The 18,997-nt window shown below is 66.2% G+C and carries 22 protein-coding genes; 10 read left to right on the top strand and 12 right to left on the bottom strand.

The window, feature by feature from the left end:
* The first annotated feature begins 5 nt into the window (after nt 1–5).
* Entirely contained in the window at nt 6–818 is an 813-nt protein-coding gene (locus tag ACMG4O_RS14990) for a BPSS1780 family membrane protein (RefSeq protein ID WP_414434089.1), read from the top strand.
* Entirely contained in the window at nt 805–1,743 is a 939-nt protein-coding gene (locus ACMG4O_RS14985) for a BPSS1780 family membrane protein (protein WP_414434088.1), read from the top strand. The genes ACMG4O_RS14990 and ACMG4O_RS14985 overlap by 14 nt, the downstream gene beginning before the upstream one ends.
* Here the strand turns inward: ACMG4O_RS14985 and mgtE are convergent.
* The 11 genes from mgtE to ACMG4O_RS14930 form a co-directional block, all read right to left on the bottom strand.
* Complete coding sequence (mgtE, locus tag ACMG4O_RS14980; protein WP_142948925.1) at nt 1,740–3,104, bottom strand: magnesium transporter; 1,365 nt, start codon at nt 3,102–3,104, stop codon at nt 1,740–1,742. The genes ACMG4O_RS14985 and mgtE overlap by 4 nt on opposite strands.
* 258 nt (nt 3,105–3,362) lie before the next feature.
* On the bottom strand, nt 3,363–3,632 hold the full coding sequence (locus tag ACMG4O_RS14975; protein ID WP_414434087.1) for an HPr family phosphocarrier protein: 270 nt from the start codon (nt 3,630–3,632) through the stop codon (nt 3,363–3,365).
* Nucleotides 3,629–4,483, bottom strand: a complete 855-nt coding sequence (rapZ, locus tag ACMG4O_RS14970; protein WP_142948924.1) for an RNase adapter RapZ — start codon at nt 4,481–4,483, stop codon at nt 3,629–3,631. Before rapZ ends, ACMG4O_RS14975 begins: the two co-directional genes overlap by 4 nt.
* Before the next feature lie 20 nt (nt 4,484–4,503).
* Nucleotides 4,504–4,977, bottom strand: coding sequence for a PTS IIA-like nitrogen regulatory protein PtsN (gene ptsN, locus ACMG4O_RS14965; protein ID WP_142948922.1), 474 nt, complete (start codon nt 4,975–4,977; stop codon nt 4,504–4,506).
* Between the two features lie 4 nt (nt 4,978–4,981).
* The gene (gene hpf, locus ACMG4O_RS14960; RefSeq protein WP_142948920.1) at nt 4,982–5,281 is read right to left on the bottom strand and encodes a ribosome hibernation-promoting factor, HPF/YfiA family; all 300 of its coding nucleotides are present in this window, start codon (nt 5,279–5,281) and stop codon (nt 4,982–4,984) included.
* A gap of 41 nt (nt 5,282–5,322) precedes the next feature.
* Complete coding sequence (locus tag ACMG4O_RS14955) at nt 5,323–6,771, bottom strand: RNA polymerase factor sigma-54 (protein ID WP_142948918.1); 1,449 nt, start codon at nt 6,769–6,771, stop codon at nt 5,323–5,325.
* A 192-nt stretch (nt 6,772–6,963) separates the two neighbouring features.
* Entirely contained in the window at nt 6,964–7,689 is a 726-nt protein-coding gene (gene lptB / locus ACMG4O_RS14950) for an LPS export ABC transporter ATP-binding protein (RefSeq protein ID WP_142948916.1), read from the bottom strand.
* A 1-nt stretch (nt 7,690) separates the two neighbouring features.
* Complete coding sequence (gene lptA / locus ACMG4O_RS14945; protein WP_414434086.1) at nt 7,691–8,281, bottom strand: lipopolysaccharide transport periplasmic protein LptA; 591 nt, start codon at nt 8,279–8,281, stop codon at nt 7,691–7,693.
* Nucleotides 8,256–8,813, bottom strand: a complete 558-nt coding sequence (gene lptC, locus ACMG4O_RS14940; protein WP_194855059.1) for an LPS export ABC transporter periplasmic protein LptC — start codon at nt 8,811–8,813, stop codon at nt 8,256–8,258. The genes lptA and lptC overlap by 26 nt, the downstream gene beginning before the upstream one ends.
* Nucleotides 8,810–9,268, bottom strand: coding sequence for a KdsC family phosphatase (locus ACMG4O_RS14935; protein ID WP_414434868.1), 459 nt, complete (start codon nt 9,266–9,268; stop codon nt 8,810–8,812). The genes lptC and ACMG4O_RS14935 overlap by 4 nt, the downstream gene beginning before the upstream one ends.
* Before the next feature lie 44 nt (nt 9,269–9,312).
* Complete coding sequence (locus tag ACMG4O_RS14930) at nt 9,313–10,281, bottom strand: KpsF/GutQ family sugar-phosphate isomerase (RefSeq protein WP_414434085.1); 969 nt, start codon at nt 10,279–10,281, stop codon at nt 9,313–9,315.
* 345 nt (nt 10,282–10,626) lie between these two features.
* Here ACMG4O_RS14930 and ACMG4O_RS14925 point away from each other — a divergent pair, with 345 nt between their 5' ends.
* From ACMG4O_RS14925 to hisC, 6 genes are all read left to right on the top strand, one after another.
* Nucleotides 10,627–11,277 carry a phospholipid-binding protein MlaC gene (locus ACMG4O_RS14925; RefSeq protein WP_414434084.1) on the top strand — a complete coding sequence of 217 codons (651 nt, stop codon included), beginning with the start codon at nt 10,627–10,629 and terminating at the stop codon, nt 11,275–11,277.
* A gap of 131 nt (nt 11,278–11,408) precedes the next feature.
* Nucleotides 11,409–11,663 (top strand): BolA family protein, encoded by a 255-nt coding sequence (locus tag ACMG4O_RS14920; RefSeq protein WP_067605985.1) that lies wholly within the window; start codon nt 11,409–11,411, stop codon nt 11,661–11,663.
* A gap of 30 nt (nt 11,664–11,693) precedes the next feature.
* Nucleotides 11,694–12,956, top strand: a complete 1,263-nt coding sequence (gene murA, locus ACMG4O_RS14915; RefSeq protein ID WP_194855062.1) for a UDP-N-acetylglucosamine 1-carboxyvinyltransferase — start codon at nt 11,694–11,696, stop codon at nt 12,954–12,956.
* A 24-nt stretch (nt 12,957–12,980) separates the two neighbouring features.
* Nucleotides 12,981–13,634: an ATP phosphoribosyltransferase gene (hisG, locus tag ACMG4O_RS14910; RefSeq protein WP_142948909.1), complete on the top strand. Its 654-nt coding sequence runs from the start codon at nt 12,981–12,983 to the stop codon at nt 13,632–13,634.
* The gene (hisD, locus tag ACMG4O_RS14905; protein ID WP_414434083.1) at nt 13,631–14,935 is read left to right on the top strand and encodes a histidinol dehydrogenase; all 1,305 of its coding nucleotides are present in this window, start codon (nt 13,631–13,633) and stop codon (nt 14,933–14,935) included. The genes hisG and hisD overlap by 4 nt, the downstream gene beginning before the upstream one ends.
* A complete protein-coding gene (hisC, locus tag ACMG4O_RS14900) occupies nt 14,932–15,990 on the top strand; it encodes a histidinol-phosphate transaminase (RefSeq protein ID WP_414434082.1) in 1,059 nt (352 codons plus the stop codon). Before hisD ends, hisC begins: the two co-directional genes overlap by 4 nt.
* A 140-nt stretch (nt 15,991–16,130) precedes the next feature.
* On the opposite strand, the gene ACMG4O_RS14895 is transcribed toward hisC, so the two are convergent.
* Nucleotides 16,131–17,264, bottom strand: a complete 1,134-nt coding sequence (locus ACMG4O_RS14895) for a S1C family serine protease (protein WP_414434081.1) — start codon at nt 17,262–17,264, stop codon at nt 16,131–16,133.
* A gap of 63 nt (nt 17,265–17,327) precedes the next feature.
* On the opposite strand from ACMG4O_RS14895, the gene ACMG4O_RS14890 reads away from it, so the two are divergent.
* Together ACMG4O_RS14890 and ACMG4O_RS14885 are read left to right on the top strand one after the other, a co-directional pair.
* Nucleotides 17,328–18,086, top strand: a complete 759-nt coding sequence (locus ACMG4O_RS14890) for a Nif3-like dinuclear metal center hexameric protein (protein WP_323745326.1) — start codon at nt 17,328–17,330, stop codon at nt 18,084–18,086.
* A 30-nt stretch (nt 18,087–18,116) separates the two neighbouring features.
* Complete coding sequence (locus ACMG4O_RS14885) at nt 18,117–18,980, top strand: diacylglycerol/lipid kinase family protein (protein ID WP_194855066.1); 864 nt, start codon at nt 18,117–18,119, stop codon at nt 18,978–18,980.
* The last annotated feature ends 17 nt before the right edge of the window (nt 18,981–18,997 follow it).

Genomic DNA, 18,997 nt, shown 5'->3' with positions numbered 1-18,997 from the left:
TATTCATGACGGAAGTGAATCCTTACCAAGGACCGGAAACCAACGTGACCAGCCCGCAAGGCGAGGGGACCTTTACGCTGGCCGGTCCGCACAAAGTCACCGTGGGCCAGGCGCTGGGCTGGCTCGGTGAGGGGATGAGAATGCTCAGTGGCCACTGGGGCGTGGTGATCGGCGCCCTGGTACTGGTGATGGTGATCACCATGGGGCTGCAGTTGATCCCGTTCCTGGGGCCTTTGGCGCAGCCCTTTATCACCACCCTGCTGTACGCCGGGCTGGTGAAGCTGTTCCACCGTATCGCCACCGACGGGCGCTCCGATTTCGGCGATCTGTTCGCCGGCTTTTCCGAGCGCACCGGGCCTTTGCTGCTGCTGGCGCTGGTGCAGATCGGCGTCTATCTGGGCGCCTTGCTGGTGGTCGGCGGTCTGATGGCGATCTCCCTGGGCGGCTCCATGTCGCTGCAGTCCATGGACCCGCAGGCGATGAGCAGCGGCATGGGCGTGATGATGGCGATCATGCTGCCGCTGTTCCTGATCGTGTTCACCCTGGTGATGTTCCTGTTCTACTTCGCCGTGCCTCTGATCATGCTGGGCGGCATGGGCCTGGGCGGCGCCATGGGGGTCAGCTTCCGCGCCTGCATGAAGAACCTGCTGCCGATGATCGTCTACGGCATCGTGGTGATGCTGATCATCATGGTGGCGGCCCTGCCGCTGCTGCTGGGTCTGCTGTTCGTGATGCCGATTCTGGCCGGCGCTTACTATGTGTCGTTCCGGCAGGTGCTTACCAACCCCGCCGACGGTGCCGAACATGGACCCGAATAACCCCTACCAGGGGCCACAAGCGGCGTTGCTGGAGACGCCGCGCCCCGGCGAGGCGACGGTGGGCCGCGCCCGCCGCCGTCCGGTGGGGCACGGCTGGCTGTGGTGGAAGCGGGCCTGGTCGCTGGTGGCCACCAACTGGGTGCTCTGGTGCCTGGCCGTGCTGGTGTTCTTCGCGGTGATTTTGGGCATCAGCCTGTTGAGCCTGTTCGTGCCGGTGTTGGGCAGCTTCGTGCCGACCCTGTTTTCGCCGGTGCTGGCGGCGGGGCTGTTCCATCTTGCCTGGCGGCGCTGGGGCGACGACGACTTCGAGTTCGGCGATCTGTTCGCCGGCTTTTCCAACCGCACCGGGGCGTTGTTTCTCGCCGGGCTGATGCAGCTGCTGCTGCAGATCGGCTTCACCGCGCTGATGGCGGCCCTGGTGTGGGTGGCGTTCGGCCCGGATATCGCCGCCTTCTTCAGCGCCGCCTTCGGCAACGCCCTGGAGCCGGTGCCGGAGATCAGCGCCGGTCTGGACGGCGCAAAGATGGCGCTCACCGGCTTGCTGGTGACGGCACTGTCGCTGCCCTACATGGCGCTGATCTGGTTCCAGGCGCCGCTGGTCTACTTCGGCGGGCGCAACGGCTTCCAGGCGCTGGGGGAAAGCCTGATCGCGGTGCTCAAGAACTGGGCGCCGATGCTCTGGTACAGCGTGGTGGTATTGCTGGTGATGCTGGCGGTGGGCGGCGCGCTCGCGCTGCTGTTCGTGCTGGCCAGCACCCTGCTGGGCCCGGGTGTCTCCGGGGCGCTGGCCATGGTGCTGTTGAGCCTGCTGGCGCTGGTGCTGGGCCTGTTCCTGATGGCGGTGCTGACGGTGTCGGTGTACGCCTCGTTCCGGGATATCTTCGGCGCCGACGACGAGCCGGAAGCGACGCCCGAACTCGCTTAGACCACCAGGTTGGCGTAGAGCAGGGTGGCGAGACCGAGGAAGGCCATGAAGCCGACGATGTCGGTGACGGTGGTCAGCACCACGGACCCGGCCAGGGCCGGGTCGATGCCCATGCGTTTCATCGCCATCGGGATCATGGCGCCGGCGCCGGCCGCCACCACCAGGTTGAGGATCATGGCGCAGCCGATGATCACGCCCAGGCTCGGGTCGTCGAACCAGAGCGCGGCGGTGGCGCCGATCACCAGCGCCCAGAGCAGGCCGTTGAAGGCGCCCACCGCCAACTCCTTGGTCAGCAGATAGCGGGTGTTGCCCGCCTGCACCTGCCCCAGTGCCATGGCGCGGATCACCAGCGTCAGGGTCTGGCTGCCGGCGATGCCGCCCATGCTGGCGACGATCGGCATCAGCACCGCCAGGGCCACCACCTTCTCCAGGGTGTCCTCGAACAGGCTGATCACCGCCGAGGCGGCCAGGGCGGTGAGCAGGTTGATGCCCAGCCACAGGGCACGGCGGCGCACCGTCTGCCACACCGAGCCGAAGGTGTCCTCGTCCTCGCCCAGGCCGGCCATGCCCATCAGCGAGTGCTCGGCTTCTTCCATGATCACGTCGACCACGTCATCAATGGTGATCCGGCCCACCAGCATGCCGTTCTCGTCCACCACCGGGGCGGTCACCAGGTCCAGCCGTTCGAACAGCTTGGCCACTTCGTGGGCGTCCTGGGTGGCGGGGATCGCTTCCACATCGGTGATCATCGCTTCGCGCACCGAGGTGCCGGGGTCGGAAATCAGCACCCGGGTCAGCGGCAGTACGCCGACGAACTGGTTCTTGCGGTTCACCACCAGCAGGTTGTCGGTGGTCTTGGGGATGTCGCCCAGGCGCCGCAGATAGCGCTGCACCACACTGAAGGTGATCTCCGGGCGCACCGTGATCACGTCCGTGTTCATCAGACCGCCGGCGGTGTCCTCCGGGTAGTTCATCACCTGTTCCAGGCGTTCCCGGTTCTGGGCGTCAAGGCCGGCCAACACGCGGCTGGTGACCTGTTCCGGCAGTTCTTGAAGGAGGTCGGCCAGATCGTCGGTGTCGAGGTCCTCGATCAGCTCCACCAGCTCTTCGGTGGGCAGGTCGCGCAGCAGCTCCACGCGCACTTCCTCGCCGAGATACTGCAGCACCTCGGTTTCCTGCTCCTGGTTGAGCAGTTGCCAGAGGATCTCGCGTTCGCGGGGCGGGGAGGACTCAAGAAGGTGGGCGGCTTCCGCGCCTGGCAGATTGTTCAAAACCTGACGGACTTCGGACAGCGCGCCGCTGGCCAGTGCCCGGTTGACGGTTTTCAGGTTGCGGCGGTGGCGGGTTTGTTCTGCGGTCATGGTTCCCTCCTTCAGCGCGCTAGTTTACATCACCGCGCGTTACCGGAGGATCAAAGGCTGAAAAACGGTGGGTGTTTCATTGTGGGAGCGGGCCTCGCCCGCGAAAGGGCGGCTTAGGCCGCCCGGCAGGATACCAGAGACATCGCCGGTGCCATCGCTGAGAAATCTCTGGAACTCCGCGGGGCAACCGTTGCCGGCAAGCTGGCTTGCCTTTCGCGGGCAAGGCCCGCTCCCACAAGGTCGCGATTCAACCCAGCTTTATTCGCCTTCGTCGAACTTGCGCTGGAACAGATCGGTGAGTTCGTCCATGGCCGGTTGTTCGTCCTCGCCGTCCACGCACACCCGCAGGGTGATGCCTTTGGCGGCGCCCAGCGTGAGCAGCCCCATGATGCTCTTGGCGTCGATGCGGCGTTCTCCGTGAATCACCTGAATACTGCAGCTGTAGCGCGAAGCCACGCTGACCACCTTGGCGGCGGCGCGTGCGTGCAGGCCCAGCTTGTTGGTGATGGCCAGGTCCTGTTCAATCATCCATCCAGCTCCCGGTGGCGAACGTGCAAGGGCACGCCCTGGTTACGCAGCCGGTGGGCCAGCTGCTCGGTGATATAGACCGAACGGTGACGGCCGCCGGTGCAGCCCACGGCCACCGTCACATAGCTGCGGTCGTTGGCCGCGTAGGTGGGCAGCCAGCGGTTCAGAAAGTGGAAAATGTCTTCCAGCATCAGCTCGCTCTCCGGGTGCCCGCGCAGGAATTCGGCGATGCGCTCGTCGCGGCCGGTCAGCGGCCGCAGCTCGTTGTGCCAGTGCGGGTTGGGCAGGGCGCGCACGTCGAACACCAGGTCGGCGTCGCGGGGCAGGCCGTTTTTATAGCCGAAGGATTCGATCAGTAGCGACAGATTGACGTCGCGGCGGGCCACCCGTTGCCGGATCAGGTTGCGCAGCGTGTGCACGTCCAGGCTGCTGGTGTCGATCACCAGATCGGCGAGCATGCGGATGTCGGCCAGCAGATGCGCTTCGTACTCAATCGCGTCGGCCAGGGTGCGGTCGTCGTCGCTCAGCGGGTGGCGGCGGCGGGTGGCGCTGAAGCGCTCCAGCAGGGTGCCCGGGTCGGCGTCGAGGAAGATCACCTCGGTCTCCACCTGCTGGTTTTTCAGTGCCTTGATGATGCTTTTGAACGCCAGCAGCTGGCGGGGCAGGTTGCGCGCGTCCACGCCCACCGCCACCCGCTCGGGGGCGTGTTCCTCGGTGTCGAGCTGTTCGGTGAGGGTGGGCAACAGCCCCAGGGGCAGATTGTCCACGCAATAGTAACCGTGGTCCTCCAGGGCCTGCAGGGCGGTGGTTTTACCCGACCCGGAGCGGCCGCTGAGAATGGTGAGCTTCATAAGGGGGCAACCGGTAAGGGCTAGGACGCGAGGCGTAGTTCCGCTTCCGATTCCACCGCCACCTGGAACAACTGCTGGTTGCTGTGGGCCCGTCGCAGGTCGCTGCGGTAGTCATCGTCGTTGAACAGGCTGGCCAGATGGCTGAGTGTCTTGAGGTGCTGTTCCGGGTTCTGCTCCGGCACTAGCAGCACGAACACCAGATCCACCGGGCGCCCGTCGACGGCGTCGAAGTCCACCGCGTCTTCCAGCTTCAACAGCAGGCCCACCGCGCCCTCGCAGTGGCCCAGCCGGCAGTGGGGAATGGCGATGCCCTCGCCGATGCCGGTGGACCCGAGTTTTTCCCGGGCCACCAGGGCGTCGAACACTTCCTGCTCGTTGAGGCCGCCGCAGCTGGCCGCGGCCAGCTGGGCGATCTGATCGAGCAACCGTTTTTTACTGGTGACCGACACGTCGTTATAGGTGCGGTCTTCGCTGAGCAATTCACGTACTCGCATAGGGTTAATGACCGTGTTTACGGTCCACCGTCTTCTCTTTGTGTTTGAGGATTTGCCGGTCCAGCTTGTTGGTCAGCGCATCAATGGCCGCGTACATGTCGTCCGCGTGGGCGGTGGCGAACACGTCGGCGCCGGAGATGTGGATGGTGGATTCGGCCTTGTGGGATTTGGGCTCCGGAGACAGGATCACCTGAATGCTGGTGATCTGATCGAAATGGCGCTCCAGTTTGGCGAACTTTTCGTCCACATAGTCACGCAGGGCGTCGGTGATATCCAGGTGGTGACCACTGATGTTTATTTGCATGGCTGGCTCCTATACCTCGTTAAGACCCATCCTCCGCGCGCCTACACCAAACGCTTGCGGGCGCTCGAGGACGGGATGCGCATCGCCTCGCGATATTTGGCGACCGTGCGGCGCGCCACCTTGATCCCCTGATCATTCAGCAAGCTCGCCAGCTTGTTGTCGCTGAGCGGCTTGCGAGGACTCTCGGCGGCGACCAGCTTCTTAATGATGGCACGAATGGCGGTGGAGGAACACTCACCGCCGCCGTCCGTGTCGACGTGACTTGAGAAGAAATATTTCAGCTCGAACACGCCCTTGGGCGTGAGCATGAATTTCTGGTTGGTGACCCGGCTGATGGTGGACTCGTGCATGCCCACGGCCTCGGCGATGTCCGCCAGGACCAGCGGTTTCATCGCCTCTTCACCGTAGTTGAAGAAGTCCTGCTGCACCTCGACGATGCGGCTGGCCACTTTCAGCAGGGTATCGTGGCGGCTTTGCAGGCTTTTCAGGAACCATTTGGCCTCCTGCATGCAGTTACGCAGGTACTGGCCGTCCTCGCCGCCCACCTGGCGGGCCATCTGCGCGTACTGGGCGTGGAGGTTGACGCGCGGCAGCACCGCCTCGTTGAGCGCCACCCGCCAGCCGCCCTTGTGGGCGCTGACCACCACGTCGGGGACCGCGTAATCGGCGCTCTCGCCGCCGATCTGCTGGCCCGGGGCCGGATCCAGGCCGCGCAGCAGGGCCATGGCCGCCAGCAGCGCTTCCTCGGTGGCGCCCAGCGCCCGCCGCAGGCCGGCGTAATCGTGTTTTTCCAGCAGCGTCTGGTGCGCCAGCACCGCCCGGGCGTGGTCCAGATGCGGGGTGTCCTCGGGCAGCTGGGCCAGCTGCACGCCCAGGCACTCGGCCAGGTCGCGACTGGCCACGCCGACCGGGTCGAACTGTTGCAGCCGGTGCAGCACCGCCACCACTTCATCGTCTTCCACCGGGTCGTCCGGGTCGGCGATTTCGTTATGGGCGGTGGTGACCAGGTCTTCCAGGGGCACGGTGACGAAGCCGCGCTCGTCCAGGGCTTCAATGATGATCTGGGCGATCACCCGGTCCCGGTCGCTCATCGGCGTCAGGTTGAGCTGCCACTCCATGTGGCTGATCAGGGTGTCCGGGTTGGCGTGGCGCTGCTGCCAGGCGTCGGCGTCCTCGCTCTCGCCGCCGGGGCTGCTCTGGCCCACGTAGAGGTCGTCCCAGTCGCTGTCGGTCTCCACCGGGCCGTCCACCAGGTCTTCCAGGGCGTCGCTGCGCTCCACATCCAGGTCGGCGTCGGCGTCGTACTCGCCGTCATCGGCGCTGAAATCCTCGGCGCCTTCCTCCATTTCCAGCAGCGGGTTGGTCTCCACCGCCTGCTGGATCTCCAGGCGCAGGTCCAGCGTCGACAGCTGCAGCAGGCGGATTGCCTGCTGCAGCTGGGGCGTCATGGTCAGCTGCTGGCCGATTTGAAGCTGTAAGGAGGGTTTCATGCTGCGTGTCTGGTTGCTCGATCCCGAGGGTTGGAGCATAGCAGCATCAATCGAAATTAAGCAATAATCATGCCAGCTATTGTGTTGTCCGGCGGAAGGGTGTAGGGCGATGCGGCGGGAAGGCGTCCACTATATGCAAGGGTTTGGGCGGTGCGCAAGGCGCGGCGGCGCCCGCCGCCGCTTTTGTCGCCACTAGAGCCGGAAATCGGCGCCCAGGTAGACGTCGCGCACCTGCTGGTTGCCGAGAATGGTGTCGGCGTCGCCGTCGGCGATGATATGGCCGGTGCTGACGATATAGGCGGTGTCGCAGATATCCAGGGTCTCGCGGACGTTGTGGTCGGTGATCAGCACGCCGATGCCGCGGTCCTTGAGATGGCGGATGATGCTCTTGATGTCGTTCACGGAGATCGGGTCGACCCCGGCGAAGGGCTCATCCAGCAGAATAAAGTCCGGGTCCGTGGCCAGGCCGCGGGCGATCTCCGCGCGCCGCCGCTCGCCGCCGGACAGGCTCATGCCCATGCTGTCGCGAATATGGTCGATGTGGAATTCCTGCAGCAGTTTCTCCAGCTGCTCCTTGCGCTCCGCCTTGCTGAGGCTCTTGCGCGTTTCCAGGATCGCCATGATGTTCTGCTCCACGGTGAGGCGGCGGAAGATGCTCGCCTCCTGGGGCAGGTAGCCGATGCCGCGTTTGGCCCGGCCGTGCATGGGCAGGTGGGTGATGTCGTTGCCGTTGATCTCGATGCGGCCGGCGTCGGCGGCCACCAGGCCCACGATCATATAGAAGCAGGTGGTCTTGCCGGCGCCGTTGGGGCCCAGCAGACCGACGATCTGGCCGGCTTCCACTTCCAGGGAGACGTCCTCGATGACGCGGGTGCTCTTGTAGCTCTTGGCCAGGTTATGGGCGCTCAGATGTGCCATCTCAGGGGGTCTCCGCATTGTCGGATTGCGCGGCCGGGGCGTCCTGGGCCGGTTCGCCGTTGTCCTGCTCCTCCGGCTCGGCGTCCTCGCTGGCCTGCTCGGCGTTCTTGGCCGGGATCACCAGGCGGACCCGCTTGTCGCCTTCGCTGCTGGCGTCCACGCGGCGCGAATCCAGGTTGTACTCCACCTTGGCGCCTTCGAAGGTGTTGCCCTGGTGGGTGACGCGGGCGTTGCCGGTGAGCACCAGGCTGCGCTGCGCCAGGTCGTAGACCAGCTTGTCGGCGCGGGCGTTCAATTCCTTGCCTTCCACCATGCGCACCGGCGACCCGGTGGCTTCCACCCGCATCAGTTCATTGTTCTCGGTGAACAGGCGGATCACATCCGCGTTCAGGCGCCGCTTGCCCTGGATCAGCTCGGCGTTGCCGCGATACACGCCGGTGCCGGCGCTCTGTTCGAAGGTGGCCTCATCGGCGCTCACCTCCACCGGGCCGGTGGGCTGCTGGGCGGCGGCGCCGGCGGTCAGCGCGGTCAACGCCAGAGCCAGCAGAGCCTTGCCCAGGGCGGACCTATTCCGTGCTGCCTGTGAATTCACTTACCACTCCTTGCTTGAGTGTCATTTCGCCGCTGGTCAGATCGCTTTCCATGGCGCCGGCGCGGGTGCGGCCGTCGCGGTGGCGCATGGCGAGCTCGCCGGGGGAGACCACGCGGTTAGTGTCGTTGTGGTACTGCAGTTCCTCGGTGTCCAGGGTGACGCCGTTGCTTTCGCTGCGCGCTTCCACCTGGTCCGTGAAGACAATCAGGTCACCGTTGTCGCGCACTTCACCACGGCGGGACTGGATCGTCCACAGGCCGTTGCTGTTGTCCATGCGCAACACCGGTTCGGTGAGGGTGGTGAGCGCGTCCCGTTCGTACTGCTCCAGGTGATCCGCCACCAGGCGGTACTGCACCCGGCCGTCCTCTTCATCGTAGGCCTTGGCGACGATCCGGTCGGCGATGATCATCGGCGCGTTGAGAAACGCCTCGCGATCCTCCTCCAGGGGGTTGTCCCACTCGTGCAGGGTCATCAGCACGATCAGGCCCAGCAGCAGGATGCCTGAGGCGCTGAGCAGGCCCTGCCGTTTCACGCGTCACCCCGGTGTTCGAGAAGGGCGTCGCAGATCTCGCGCACCGCGCCTTCGCCGCCTCGGTTGCGGGTCACGTGGTCGGCCGCCGCCCGCGCGCAGTCGTGGCCGCTGGCGGGGGCGAAGGCGATCTGCGCCCACTGCAGGGCCGGCACGTCCGGTTCGTCGTCGCCGGCGTAGCCGGTTTCGCGGGCGGTCACGCCCAGCGAGGCGGCCAGGTCGGCCAGCGCCACGCCCTTGTCCTCGCGGCCCTGGATCACATGCTGGATGCCCAGCTCGGCGGCCCGGCGGGCCACCATGGGCGTGTCGCGGCCGGTGATCAGCGCCAGGGTGACGCCGCTGGCGGCCAGTTTCTTGAGGCCGTGGCCGTCCAGGGTATTGAACACCTTGAGCGCTTCGCCGTCGGGGCCGTAATAGAGGCGGCCGTCGGTGAGCACGCCGTCCACGTCGAAGGCCATCAGTTTCAGGTTGCGCGCGTCGGCGCTGGACACCAGCAAGGTCACTACATCACCCCCGCGCGCAGCAGGTCCTGGGTGTTGAGGGCGCCCACCGGGCGCTGGTCGGCGTCACACACCACCAGGCCGTTGATCTTGCGCGTCTCCATGATTTGCAGGGCCTCGGCGGCCAGGTGCCCGGGCGGCATGGTCACCGGGCGCGGCGACATCACGTCGGCAATGCCGGCCTGGCGGATATCCAGGCCTTTTTCCAGGGTACGGCGCAAATCGCCGTCGGTGAAGATGCCGATCAGGCGGCCGTCGTCGTCCACCACGGTGGTCATGCCCAGGCCCTTGCGGGTCATTTCCAGCAGGGCGTCGGACAGGCTGGCGTCGCGGTTCACCCGGGGCAGGCGCTCTTCCGCGTGCATGATGTCGTCGACCTTGAGCAGCAGGCGCCGGCCCAGGCTGCCGCCCGGATGGCTGAGGGCGAAGTCCTCGGCGGTGAAGCCGCGCGCCTCGAGCAGGGCGATGGCGAGGGCGTCGCCCATGGCCAGCGCGGCGGTGGTGGAGGTGGTGGGCGCCAGGTTGTGCGGGCAGGCCTCTTCTTCCACGCCCACGTCGAGATGCACGTCGGAGAGCTGCGCCAGGGACGACGAAGGGCGCCCGGTCATGCTGATCAGCACCGCGCCCTTGCGCTTGATCACCGGAATAATGGTGAGGATTTCGCCGGTTTCGCCGGAATTGGACAGTGCCAGCACCGCGTCCTCGGTGGTGATCATGCCCAGGTCCCCATGGGACGCCTCGCCGGGGTGGACGAAGAACGACGGGGTGCCGGTGCTCGCCAGGGTGGCCGCCAGTTTGCTGCCGATATGGCCGCTTTTGCCCATGCCGGTCACGATCACCCGGCCCTTGCAGGTCAGCAGCAGCTCGCAGGCCTGCTCGAAGGTGTCGCTGACGCGCTCGCCGAGCGCGGCCACCGCGCGCGCTTCCACGTCCAGAACACGGCGGGCGGTGGCGATGTGGTTATGACTCATAATGATTCGTGTCTCCTCGCTGGCGGAGATTATACACTGGCCGAAGCGCCGCTGACTGCCCTTGGAACCCTTAAGCGTTTGGATGTTCCAATTGATTGTGCGAGCGGGCCTCGCCCGCGAAAGGCCGGCAAAGCCGGCCGGCAGGATTCCAGAGACCTGTATGGTTGTCTCCCGGAACTGCGGAAGGGGTATCAAAGAGGCCTCTGGTATCCCGCCGGCAAGCGCCGCTTGCCTTTCGCGGGCGAGGCCCGCTCGCACAAAAAGTGCTTCGTAGAGGCCTTGGCTGGACAGTTCGGAGTGAACGCCGTAAAAACTAGCATCCTCAGACACGACAGGGAGTGACGTATGACCGTTAAACAACGCTTGGCGACTGTAATGGCGCTGGTGATGCTTGGTCTGGCAGGCTTCGCCCAGGCCGCCCAGGACCCCCGCGATCTGGTCCAGGAGACCGTGGAGCGGATGACCAGCCGTATCGACGCCGAGCGCGAGCGGCTGGAAAAGGACGAAAGTTACGCCCGTGAGCTGGTCCGCGAGGAGCTGGTGCCGCTGGTGGATTTCAAGCGCATTACGCGCATGGTGATGGGCGAGCACTTCGACCAGGCCAGCCGGGACCAGAAGTACGAGTTCCTGGAAGTGTTCAAGAACAGCCTGATCAACACCTACGCCTCCGGCGTGACCCTCTACCAGGGCCAGGAAATCCGCGTGCTGCCGATGCGCGAGGAGGACCGCAAGGGCAACTACGCCCGGGTGCGCCTGGAAGGCACCACCAACGACGGCAAGGTGATTCCGGTGTTCTTCACCCTGTTCCAGTCCGACGACCAGTGGAAAGTGGTCAATGTCTACGTCAACGGCCTGGATCTGCGCGACGTGTACCGGGCCCAGTTCGCCCAGTCCATGCAGCAGCTCGGTGACCTGGACAAGGTGATCGACAGCTGGTCCGCGGAAAGCGCCGACCTGGAAGAGAAAGTGGACGTGGAGACCGGCAGCGGCGCCTGACCCCGCCACCGGGCGGCCGGCCCCCGGATGGCCGGCCCCCGGAGCGCCGGCCGCCGGATGGCCGGCCGTCACAATGACAAGCCACCGCGCCCTCGCGTATCATTACCCGTTCATTGAAACGAGGAGTGATCATGAAATCGGAAGACGTGAAGGCGCTGGTGGAAGCCGGTTTCGAGGATGCCGATGTGGCCGTGGAAGGGGAAGGCGACCGCTTTCTGATCCGCGTGATATCCGATGCCTTCGAAGGCCTGATGCCGGTGAAGAAACAGCAGCTCGTGTACAGCTGCATCAACCCGCAGATCGCCGATAACTCCATTCATGCCGTCTCGATCAAGACCTTTACCCGTGCCGAATGGGAAAAAGCCCAGAAAATGGGCCTTGCCTGACCGTACCGTCTTTTCCGCGTAGGAAGCTCCATGGACAAATTGATCATCACTGGCGGTCGGCGTCTCGACGGCGAAATCCGCATTTCCGGTTCCAAGAACTCATCGCTGCCGATCCTGGCCGCCACCCTGCTGGCCGGGGAGCCGGTCACGGTGGGCAATCTGCCCCACCTGCAGGACGTGACCACCCTGATCGAGCTGCTCGGCCGCATGGGCGTGCACGTGGTGATCGACGACAAGCTCAACGTGGAGGTGAACCCCACCACCATCCAGGAGCTCACCGCGCCCTACGAGCTGGTTAAAACCATGCGCGCCTCGATCCTGGTGCTGGGGCCGATGGTCGCCCACTTCGGCGAAGCCTCGGTGTCGCTGCCCGGCGGTTGCGCGATCGGCTCGCGGCCGGTGGACATCCACCTGCGCGGCCTGGAGGCCATGGGCGCCGAGATCGTGGTGGCCAACGGCTACGTGCACGCCAAATCCAACGGCCGCCTGAAGGGCGCGCGCATCGTGATGGACACGGTCACCGTGACCGGCACCGAAAACCTGCTGATGGCGGCGGCGCTGGCGGACGGCACCACGGTGCTGGAAAACGCCGCCCGCGAGCCGGAAGTGGTGGACCTGGCCAACTTCATCAACCGCATGGGCGGCAAGGTGAGCGGCGCCGGCACCGATACCATCACCGTGGAAGGCGTGCCCAAGCTGGGCGGCTGCCACCATGACGTGATCGCCGACCGCATCGAGACCGGCACCTATCTGATCGCCGCCGCCATCACCGGCGGCCGCATCAAGTGCAAGGACACCGACCCGAGCCTGCTCGACGCGGTGCTGCACAAGCTCAAGGAAGCCGGCGCCAAGATCGAGACCGGCGACAACTGGATCAGCCTGGACATGGAAGGCCGCCGGCCCAAGTCGGTGAACCTGCGCACCGCGCCGTACCCGGCCATGCCCACCGACATGCAGGCCCAGTTCACCGCCCTGAACACGGTGGCGGAAGGCACCGGCACCATTGTCGAGACGGTGTTCGAGAACCGTTTCATGCACGTGCAGGAAATGAACCGCATGGGCGCCGACATCGAAGTGCAGGGCAACACCGCCATCTGCCGCGGCGTGGCCAGCCTCACCGGCGCGCCGGTGATGGCCACCGACCTGCGCGCCTCGGCGTCGCTGGTGATCGCCGCCCTGGTCGCCGAGGGCGACACCACCGTGCAGCGTATCTACCATATCGACCGGGGGTACGAGTGTATCGAGGAAAAACTGCAATCGCTGGGCGCCGTGATTCGGCGCGTACCCGGCTGAAGCGTGGCGCCGATGGAAACCGACATGTCCGAAAAACCGCTGATTATCGCCCTCTCCAAGGGCCGCATACTTGACGAGACGCTGCCGCTGCTCAAGCACGCCGGTATCGAGCTGCTGGAGGACCCGTCCGCGTCCCGCAAGCTGATCTTCGACACCACCCGCGATGACGTGCAGATCATCATCATCCGCGCCACCGACGTGCCGCCCTATGTGCAGCACGGCGGCGCCGATATGGGCGTGGCCGGCAAGGACGTGCTGATGGAAAACGGCGCCGAAGGCATCTTCGAGCCGCTGGATCTGGAAATCGCCCGCTGCAAGCTGATGGTGGCCGCGCTCAAGGACGCGCCGCCGGTGAGCGGGCGCCTGCGGGTGGCCACCAAGTTCGTCAACGTGGCGCGCCAGTATTTCGCCCAGCAGGGCAAGCAGGCCGAGATCATCAAGCTCTACGGCGCCATGGAACTGGCGCCGCTGGTGGGGCTGGCGGACCGCATCGTGGACATCGTCGACACCGGCAACACGCTGCGCGCCAACGGCCTGGAGCCCACCGAAACCATCGCCGACGACATTTCCTCCCGGGTGGTGGTCAACCGGGCCAGTATGAAGACCCGTCACGCCGCGATTCAGGCGATTCTTGATAAACTCGAGCAGGCCGTGGAGCAACGCCGGGAAACAGCATGAAGACCAACCGTTTAAACGCCAACGACGCGGATTTCGTTCCCCGCCTGATGGCGCTCACCGCCTGGAGCGAAGAGCGCGATGAGGAAGTGGGTGAGCGGGTGCGCGGTATCCTGCGTGATGTGGCCGGCCGGGGCGACGCCGCGGTGGTGGAGTACACCAACCGCTTCGACCGCCGCGACGCCACCTCCATGGCGGATCTGACCGTGGAGCGGGCGCAGCTGGAAGCGGCTCTTGAACGTCTGCCCGCCGAGCAGCGCCAGGCCCTGGAAGCGGCCGCCGAACGGGTCAGCGATTATCACGCCCGCCAGAAGCAGGACTCCTGGCACTACCGCGACGCCCACGGCACCCTGCTGGGCCAGCAGGTGACCCCGCTGGACCGCGCCGGCATCTACGTGCCCGGCGGCAAGGCCGCCTACCCCAGCTCGGTGCTGATGAACGCGCTGCCCGCCCGGGTCGCCGGCGTCGGCGAAATCGTCATGGTCAGCCCGGCGCCGGACGGCGAGCTCAACGACATGGTGCTGGCGGCGGCGGCGGTGGCCGGCGTGGAGCGCTTCTTCACCCTGGGCGGCGCCCAGGCGGTGGGGGCGCTGGCGTTCGGCACCGAAACGGTGCCGGCGGTGGACAAGATCGTCGGCCCCGGCAACATCTACGTGGCGGAAGCCAAGCGCCAGGTGTTCGGCAAGGTGGGCATCGACATGATCGCCGGGCCGTCGGAAATCCTGGTGGTCTGCGACGGCAAGACCGACCCGGACTGGATCGCCATGGACCTGTTCTCCCAGGCCGAGCACGACGAGGAAGCGCAATCCATCCTGGTCAGCCCGGACGCGGATTTCCTCGCCCGGGTGGAAGAGGCCATGGAGCGCCTGGCGCCGACCCTGGAGCGGGAAACCGTGATCCGCACCTCGATGGCCAACCGTGGCGCCCTGATTCAGGTGGACGACCTGGATCAGGCCATGGAGGTGGTCAACCGCATTTGCCCGGAGCACTTGGAGCTGTCCCTGGATGACGCCGAGGTCTGGGCGAAGAAAGTGCGCCACGCCGGCGCCATCTTCCTGGGCCGTCACACCCCGGAGGCGCTCGGTGATTACTGCGCCGGGCCCAACCACGTGCTGCCCACCAGCGCCACCTCGCGGTTCTCGTCGCCGCTGGGCGTGTACGACTTCCAGAAGCGCAGCTCGTTGATCGGCTGCTCGCCGGAGGGCGCCAGCGAGCTGGGTAAAATCGCCTCGGTGCTGTCCCGCGCGGAGAGCCTCACCGCCCACGCCCGCAGCGCCGAAATGAGGATCAAGAAGCCGCTATGAGCCGATTCTGGAGCCCCTTCGTCCGCGACCTGGAGCCCTACGTGCCCGGCGAGCAGCCGAAAATGGCGCGGCTGGTGAAGCTCAACACCAACGAGCACCCGCTGGGCCCCTCGCCCAGGGTGATCGAGGCGATCCGTGCGGCCGCCGACGACCGCCTGCGCCTGTATCCGGACCCGGACGCCACCGAGCTCAAGGACGCCATCGCCGCCTACCACGGCGTCAGCCGCGCCCAGGTGTTCGTCGGCAACGGTTCCGATGAGGTGCTGGCGCACATCTTCTTCGGGCTGTTCAAGCAGGACCGGCCGCTGCTGTTCCCGGACATCACCTACAGCTTTTACAAGGTGTACTGCGGGCTCTACGACATCGACTACCGCCCGGTGCCGCTGGACGACGACCTGGCCATCGATCCGGCGGACTACACCGCCCCCAACGGCGGCATTATCTTCCCCAACCCCAACGCGCCCACCGGCCGGCTGCTGCCGCTGGATGCCATTGAGGCCGTGCTGGCCGCCAACCCGGAGTCGGTGGTGGTGATCGACGAAGCCTACGTGGATTTCGGCGGTGACACCGCCATCGCCCTGGTGGATCGGTACCCCAATCTGCTGGTCACCCAGACGCTCTCCAAGTCCCGGTCACTGGCCGGCGTGCGCATCGGCTTCGCGGTGGGCCATCCTGAGCTGATCGACGGGCTGGAGCGGATCAAGAACAGCTTCAATTCCTACCCGCTGGACCGGCTGGCGATCGCCGCCGGCAAGGCCGCCTTCGAGGACGAGGATTTTTTCCAGCGCGGCCGCGAGCTGGTCATCGAGGAGCGCGAAACCCTGCGCCACGCGCTGGAAACGATGCACTTCCAGGTGCTGCCCTCGGCGGCCAACTTCCTGTTCTGCCGCCACGCCACCCGCCCCGGCGCCGACCTGGCGGCGGCGCTGCGCGAGCGCGGCATCATCGTCCGCCACTTCGGCAAACCCGAACGCATCGCCGACCACCTGCGGATAACGGTGGGGCGCCCCGATCAGAATCGGGAGCTCACCGAAGCCCTGGAAGAAATCCTGTAGGAGCGGGCCCTGCCCGCGAAAGGGAGCGAAGCTCCCGGCAGGATCCCAGAGACGCTGTTTGTGCCGCTGTTAGATAGGCCTCTGGTATCCCGCCGGGTGGCTATAAGCCACCCTTTCGCGGGCTAGGCCCGCTCCTACGATTATTCGTTTGCCGGTGGGCGCGTGCCGATGGTCACGTCCAGCTCCAGCTCCTGGGTATTGCGCCGCACGTTGAGGGTCAGCTTGGTGCCCGGCTCGGTGCCGGCGATGCGGTTCATCGCCTCGTAACCGTCCTTCATGGTGTTGCCGTCGATACCGATCAGCACGTCGCCGGCTTGCAGGCCGGCGTCCTGGGCCGGGCTGCCGGACACCACCTCGGTGACCACGCCGCCGACCACGTTGTCCATGCCGAAGGTTTCCGCCAGGGTGGGGTTGATGTCCTGGACGGTGACGCCCAGGTAGCCGCGAATCACCCGGCCGTGCTCGATCAGGTCGGACATCACCTCGCTGGCGATCGACGCCGGGGTGGCGAAGCCGATGCCCTGCCAGTTGCCGTCCGAGGACAGAATGGCGGTGTTGATGCCGATCAGGTGACCACGGGTGTTGATCAGCGCGCCGCCGGAGTTGCCCCGGTTGATGGCCGCGTCGGTCTGGATGAAATTCTCGAAGGTGGCGATGCCCAGGTGGGTGCGGCCGGTGGCGCTGACGATGCCCATGGACACGGTCTGGCCCACGCCCAGCGGGTTGCCGATGGCCAGCACCACGTCGCCGACGCTCACCGGCTGCGGGCCGTTCAGTTCGATTTGCGGCAGGTCTTCCAGGGCGATCTGCAGCAGGGCCAGGTCGGTTTCCGGGTCGGTGCCCACCACCCGCGCCGGGGCGTCCCGGCCATCGCGCAGGGCCACCAGGATCTCATCGGCGTCGCGGATCACATGGTAGCTGGTCAGCACATAGCCTTCGGAGGACACCAGCACCCCGGAGCCCAGGCTGGCCAGGGCGCGCTCGCGGCGCGGGCGCTCCATGAAGCGGTTGAACAGCGGGTCGTCGCTGAGCTGCTCGCCGCCGCGGGTGACGATCTGGGTGGTATAGACGTTGACCACCGCCGGCGCCGCCCGGGCCACCGCGTCCGAGTAGCTGTCCGCGCGGGGCGCCGTGGCGGTGGCCGGCGCGCCGGTGGTGTCGCGGGCGCCGGGCCCGTGCTCGTACCACCACAGCACCGACAGGCCCACGGCCAGGCCGGCGACCACCGGCAATGCCAGAAATCGAAACAGTTTTAATAACGGGCCTGTTAACACTTATCCAAGCCTCCGCCCCCGCGAATCATGTAGACTGCGCGCAATAGTAGCAGGGAGACCTCCATGCTGAAACGCGATCATTTGCTGCGTGTGCTCGACGACGAGCTGCAGCCTCACCGATTCCGTGACTACAGCCCCAACGGGCTTCAGGTGGAAGGCCGCGAGCAGGTGCGGCGGCTGGTGACCGGTGTCACCGCCTGCCAGGCGCTGATCGACGCGGCCATCGTCGAAGAAGCGGACGCCATCTTCGTGCATCACGGCTACTTCTGGAAAAACGAGGACCAGCGCGTTCGTGGCATGAAAAAGCAGCGGCTGCAGAGCCTGCTGCGCCACGACATCAGCCTGTTCGCCTACCATCTGCCGCTGGATGCGCACCCGCAATTGGGCAACAATGCGCAACTCGCGCGTCGCCTGGGGCTGCGCGTCGAAGGCGGCATGGAAGCGGGCAACCCGCTCTCCATCGGCAACGTGGGGCGTCTGGACGACCCGATGAGCGCGCGCGATTTCGCCGTCCATGTGGAGTCGGTGCTGGGGCGCGAGGCGCTGCACATCGGCGACGGCGAGGACGAAATCGAAACCCTGGCCTGGTGCACCGGCGCCGCCCAGGGCTTTATCGAACAGGCCCAGGCGCTCGGCGTGGACGCCTACTTGAGCGGTGAGATTTCCGAGCCCACCACCCATTTCGCCCGTGAAACCGGCATTCATTATTTCGCCTGCGGCCACCACGCCACCGAGCGCTACGGGGTGCAGGCGGTGGGGGAGTGGCTCGCCAATGAGTACGGGCTGGAACATACCTTCATCGATATCGATAACCCGGTCTAGGGCGGCATCTCTTCGGCAGTACGGGAACGCATGAACATCACGGTGATTTACAACCCTACCGCCGGGGGCGGCAGGGAGCGGCGGCTGCGCCATTTCGTGCGCGCGCTGGAAGAGGGCGGCGGCAAGGTGCGGCTTTACCACACCCGCGCGCCCGGCGACGCCACCCGTTATCTGCGCGGCCTGGCCGATCAGGGCGAGGTGGTGGTGGCGGCCGGTGGTGACGGCACCACCAACGACGTCATCAACGGCCTCAACCCGGGCGTGGCGCTGGCGCTGTTTCCGATCGGCACCGCCAATGTGCTGTCCCGGGAACTGTCGATTCCGCGCCGCCCGGAGGCCGCCGCCAAGGTGGTGCTCGACGGCCGCACCCTGAACGTCACCCCGGCGCGGCTGAACGGCCGCCGCTTCATGGTGATGGCGGGCATCGGCTACGACGCCTGGGTGGTCGATCAGGTGGACCTGATTCTCAAGCGCCGGGTCGGCAAGCTCGCCTATGTGATCAGCATGATCCGCCAACTGTTCCGCTACGGCCAGGTGCAGTACCGGATCACCGTGGACGGCCGCCCGCTGGACTGCTTTTCCGCGGTGATCACCAACGGCCGCTACTACGGCGGCAGCTTCGTGCTCAGCCGCGAAGCGGGCCTGGCCAAGCGCAGCCTGCAGGTGTTGATGTTCCAGCGTCCGGGCCTTGGCTTCCTGCTGCGCTGCCTGGCGGCGCTGGTGGTGGGGCGCATGGAGCGGGTCGACGGTGTCGCTTCGCTGAGCGCCGAGAAGGTCACCGTCACCGCGCCCGGCCTGGAGCCGGTGCAGGCGGACGGCGACCCGGTCGGCTGGCTGCCCGCCGAGATCGAACTGGAGCCGGCGCCGGTCAAGTTGCGCGTGCCCTGGGCGTAACGCGCAGAGCTTGCGGC

It is taken from the genome of Alloalcanivorax venustensis, from assembly GCF_047495515.1.
GTDB classification, from domain to species: domain Bacteria; phylum Pseudomonadota; class Gammaproteobacteria; order Pseudomonadales; family Alcanivoracaceae; genus Alloalcanivorax; species Alloalcanivorax venustensis.
This window is presented reverse-complemented; position numbering and strand designations above follow the sequence as displayed.

Bases quoted from the DNA above. Each gene is read 5' to 3' on its own strand.
- ACMG4O_RS14920 (WP_067605985.1), top strand. From the start codon at position 11,409: ATGAAATCGGAAGACGTGAAGGCGCTGGTGGAAGCCGGTTTCGAGGAT.
- hisD (WP_414434083.1), top strand. From the start codon at position 13,631: ATGAAGACCAACCGTTTAAACGCCAACGACGCGGATTTCGTTCCCCGC.
- ACMG4O_RS14990 (WP_414434089.1), top strand. From the start codon at position 6: ATGACGGAAGTGAATCCTTACCAAGGACCGGAAACCAACGTGACCAGC.
- ptsN (WP_142948922.1), bottom strand. From the start codon at position 4,977: ATGCGAGTACGTGAATTGCTCAGCGAAGACCGCACCTATAACGACGTG.
- hisG (WP_142948909.1), top strand. From the start codon at position 12,981: ATGTCCGAAAAACCGCTGATTATCGCCCTCTCCAAGGGCCGCATACTT.
- ACMG4O_RS14885 (WP_194855066.1), top strand. From the start codon at position 18,117: ATGAACATCACGGTGATTTACAACCCTACCGCCGGGGGCGGCAGGGAG.
- ACMG4O_RS14955 (WP_142948918.1), bottom strand. From the start codon at position 6,771: ATGAAACCCTCCTTACAGCTTCAAATCGGCCAGCAGCTGACCATGACG.
- hisC (WP_414434082.1), top strand. From the start codon at position 14,932: ATGAGCCGATTCTGGAGCCCCTTCGTCCGCGACCTGGAGCCCTACGTG.
- ACMG4O_RS14935 (WP_414434868.1), bottom strand. From the start codon at position 9,268: ATGGCCTTCGACGTGGACGGCGTGCTCACCGACGGCCGCCTCTATTAC.
- hpf (WP_142948920.1), bottom strand. From the start codon at position 5,281: ATGCAAATAAACATCAGTGGTCACCACCTGGATATCACCGACGCCCTG.
- murA (WP_194855062.1), top strand. From the start codon at position 11,694: ATGGACAAATTGATCATCACTGGCGGTCGGCGTCTCGACGGCGAAATC.
- ACMG4O_RS14930 (WP_414434085.1), bottom strand. From the start codon at position 10,281: ATGAGTCATAACCACATCGCCACCGCCCGCCGTGTTCTGGACGTGGAA.
- mgtE (WP_142948925.1), bottom strand. From the start codon at position 3,104: ATGACCGCAGAACAAACCCGCCACCGCCGCAACCTGAAAACCGTCAAC.
- rapZ (WP_142948924.1), bottom strand. From the start codon at position 4,483: ATGAAGCTCACCATTCTCAGCGGCCGCTCCGGGTCGGGTAAAACCACC.
- ACMG4O_RS14890 (WP_323745326.1), top strand. From the start codon at position 17,328: ATGCTGAAACGCGATCATTTGCTGCGTGTGCTCGACGACGAGCTGCAG.
- ACMG4O_RS14925 (WP_414434084.1), top strand. From the start codon at position 10,627: ATGACCGTTAAACAACGCTTGGCGACTGTAATGGCGCTGGTGATGCTT.
- ACMG4O_RS14985 (WP_414434088.1), top strand. From the start codon at position 805: ATGGACCCGAATAACCCCTACCAGGGGCCACAAGCGGCGTTGCTGGAG.
- ACMG4O_RS14975 (WP_414434087.1), bottom strand. From the start codon at position 3,632: ATGATTGAACAGGACCTGGCCATCACCAACAAGCTGGGCCTGCACGCA.
- lptB (WP_142948916.1), bottom strand. From the start codon at position 7,689: ATGGCACATCTGAGCGCCCATAACCTGGCCAAGAGCTACAAGAGCACC.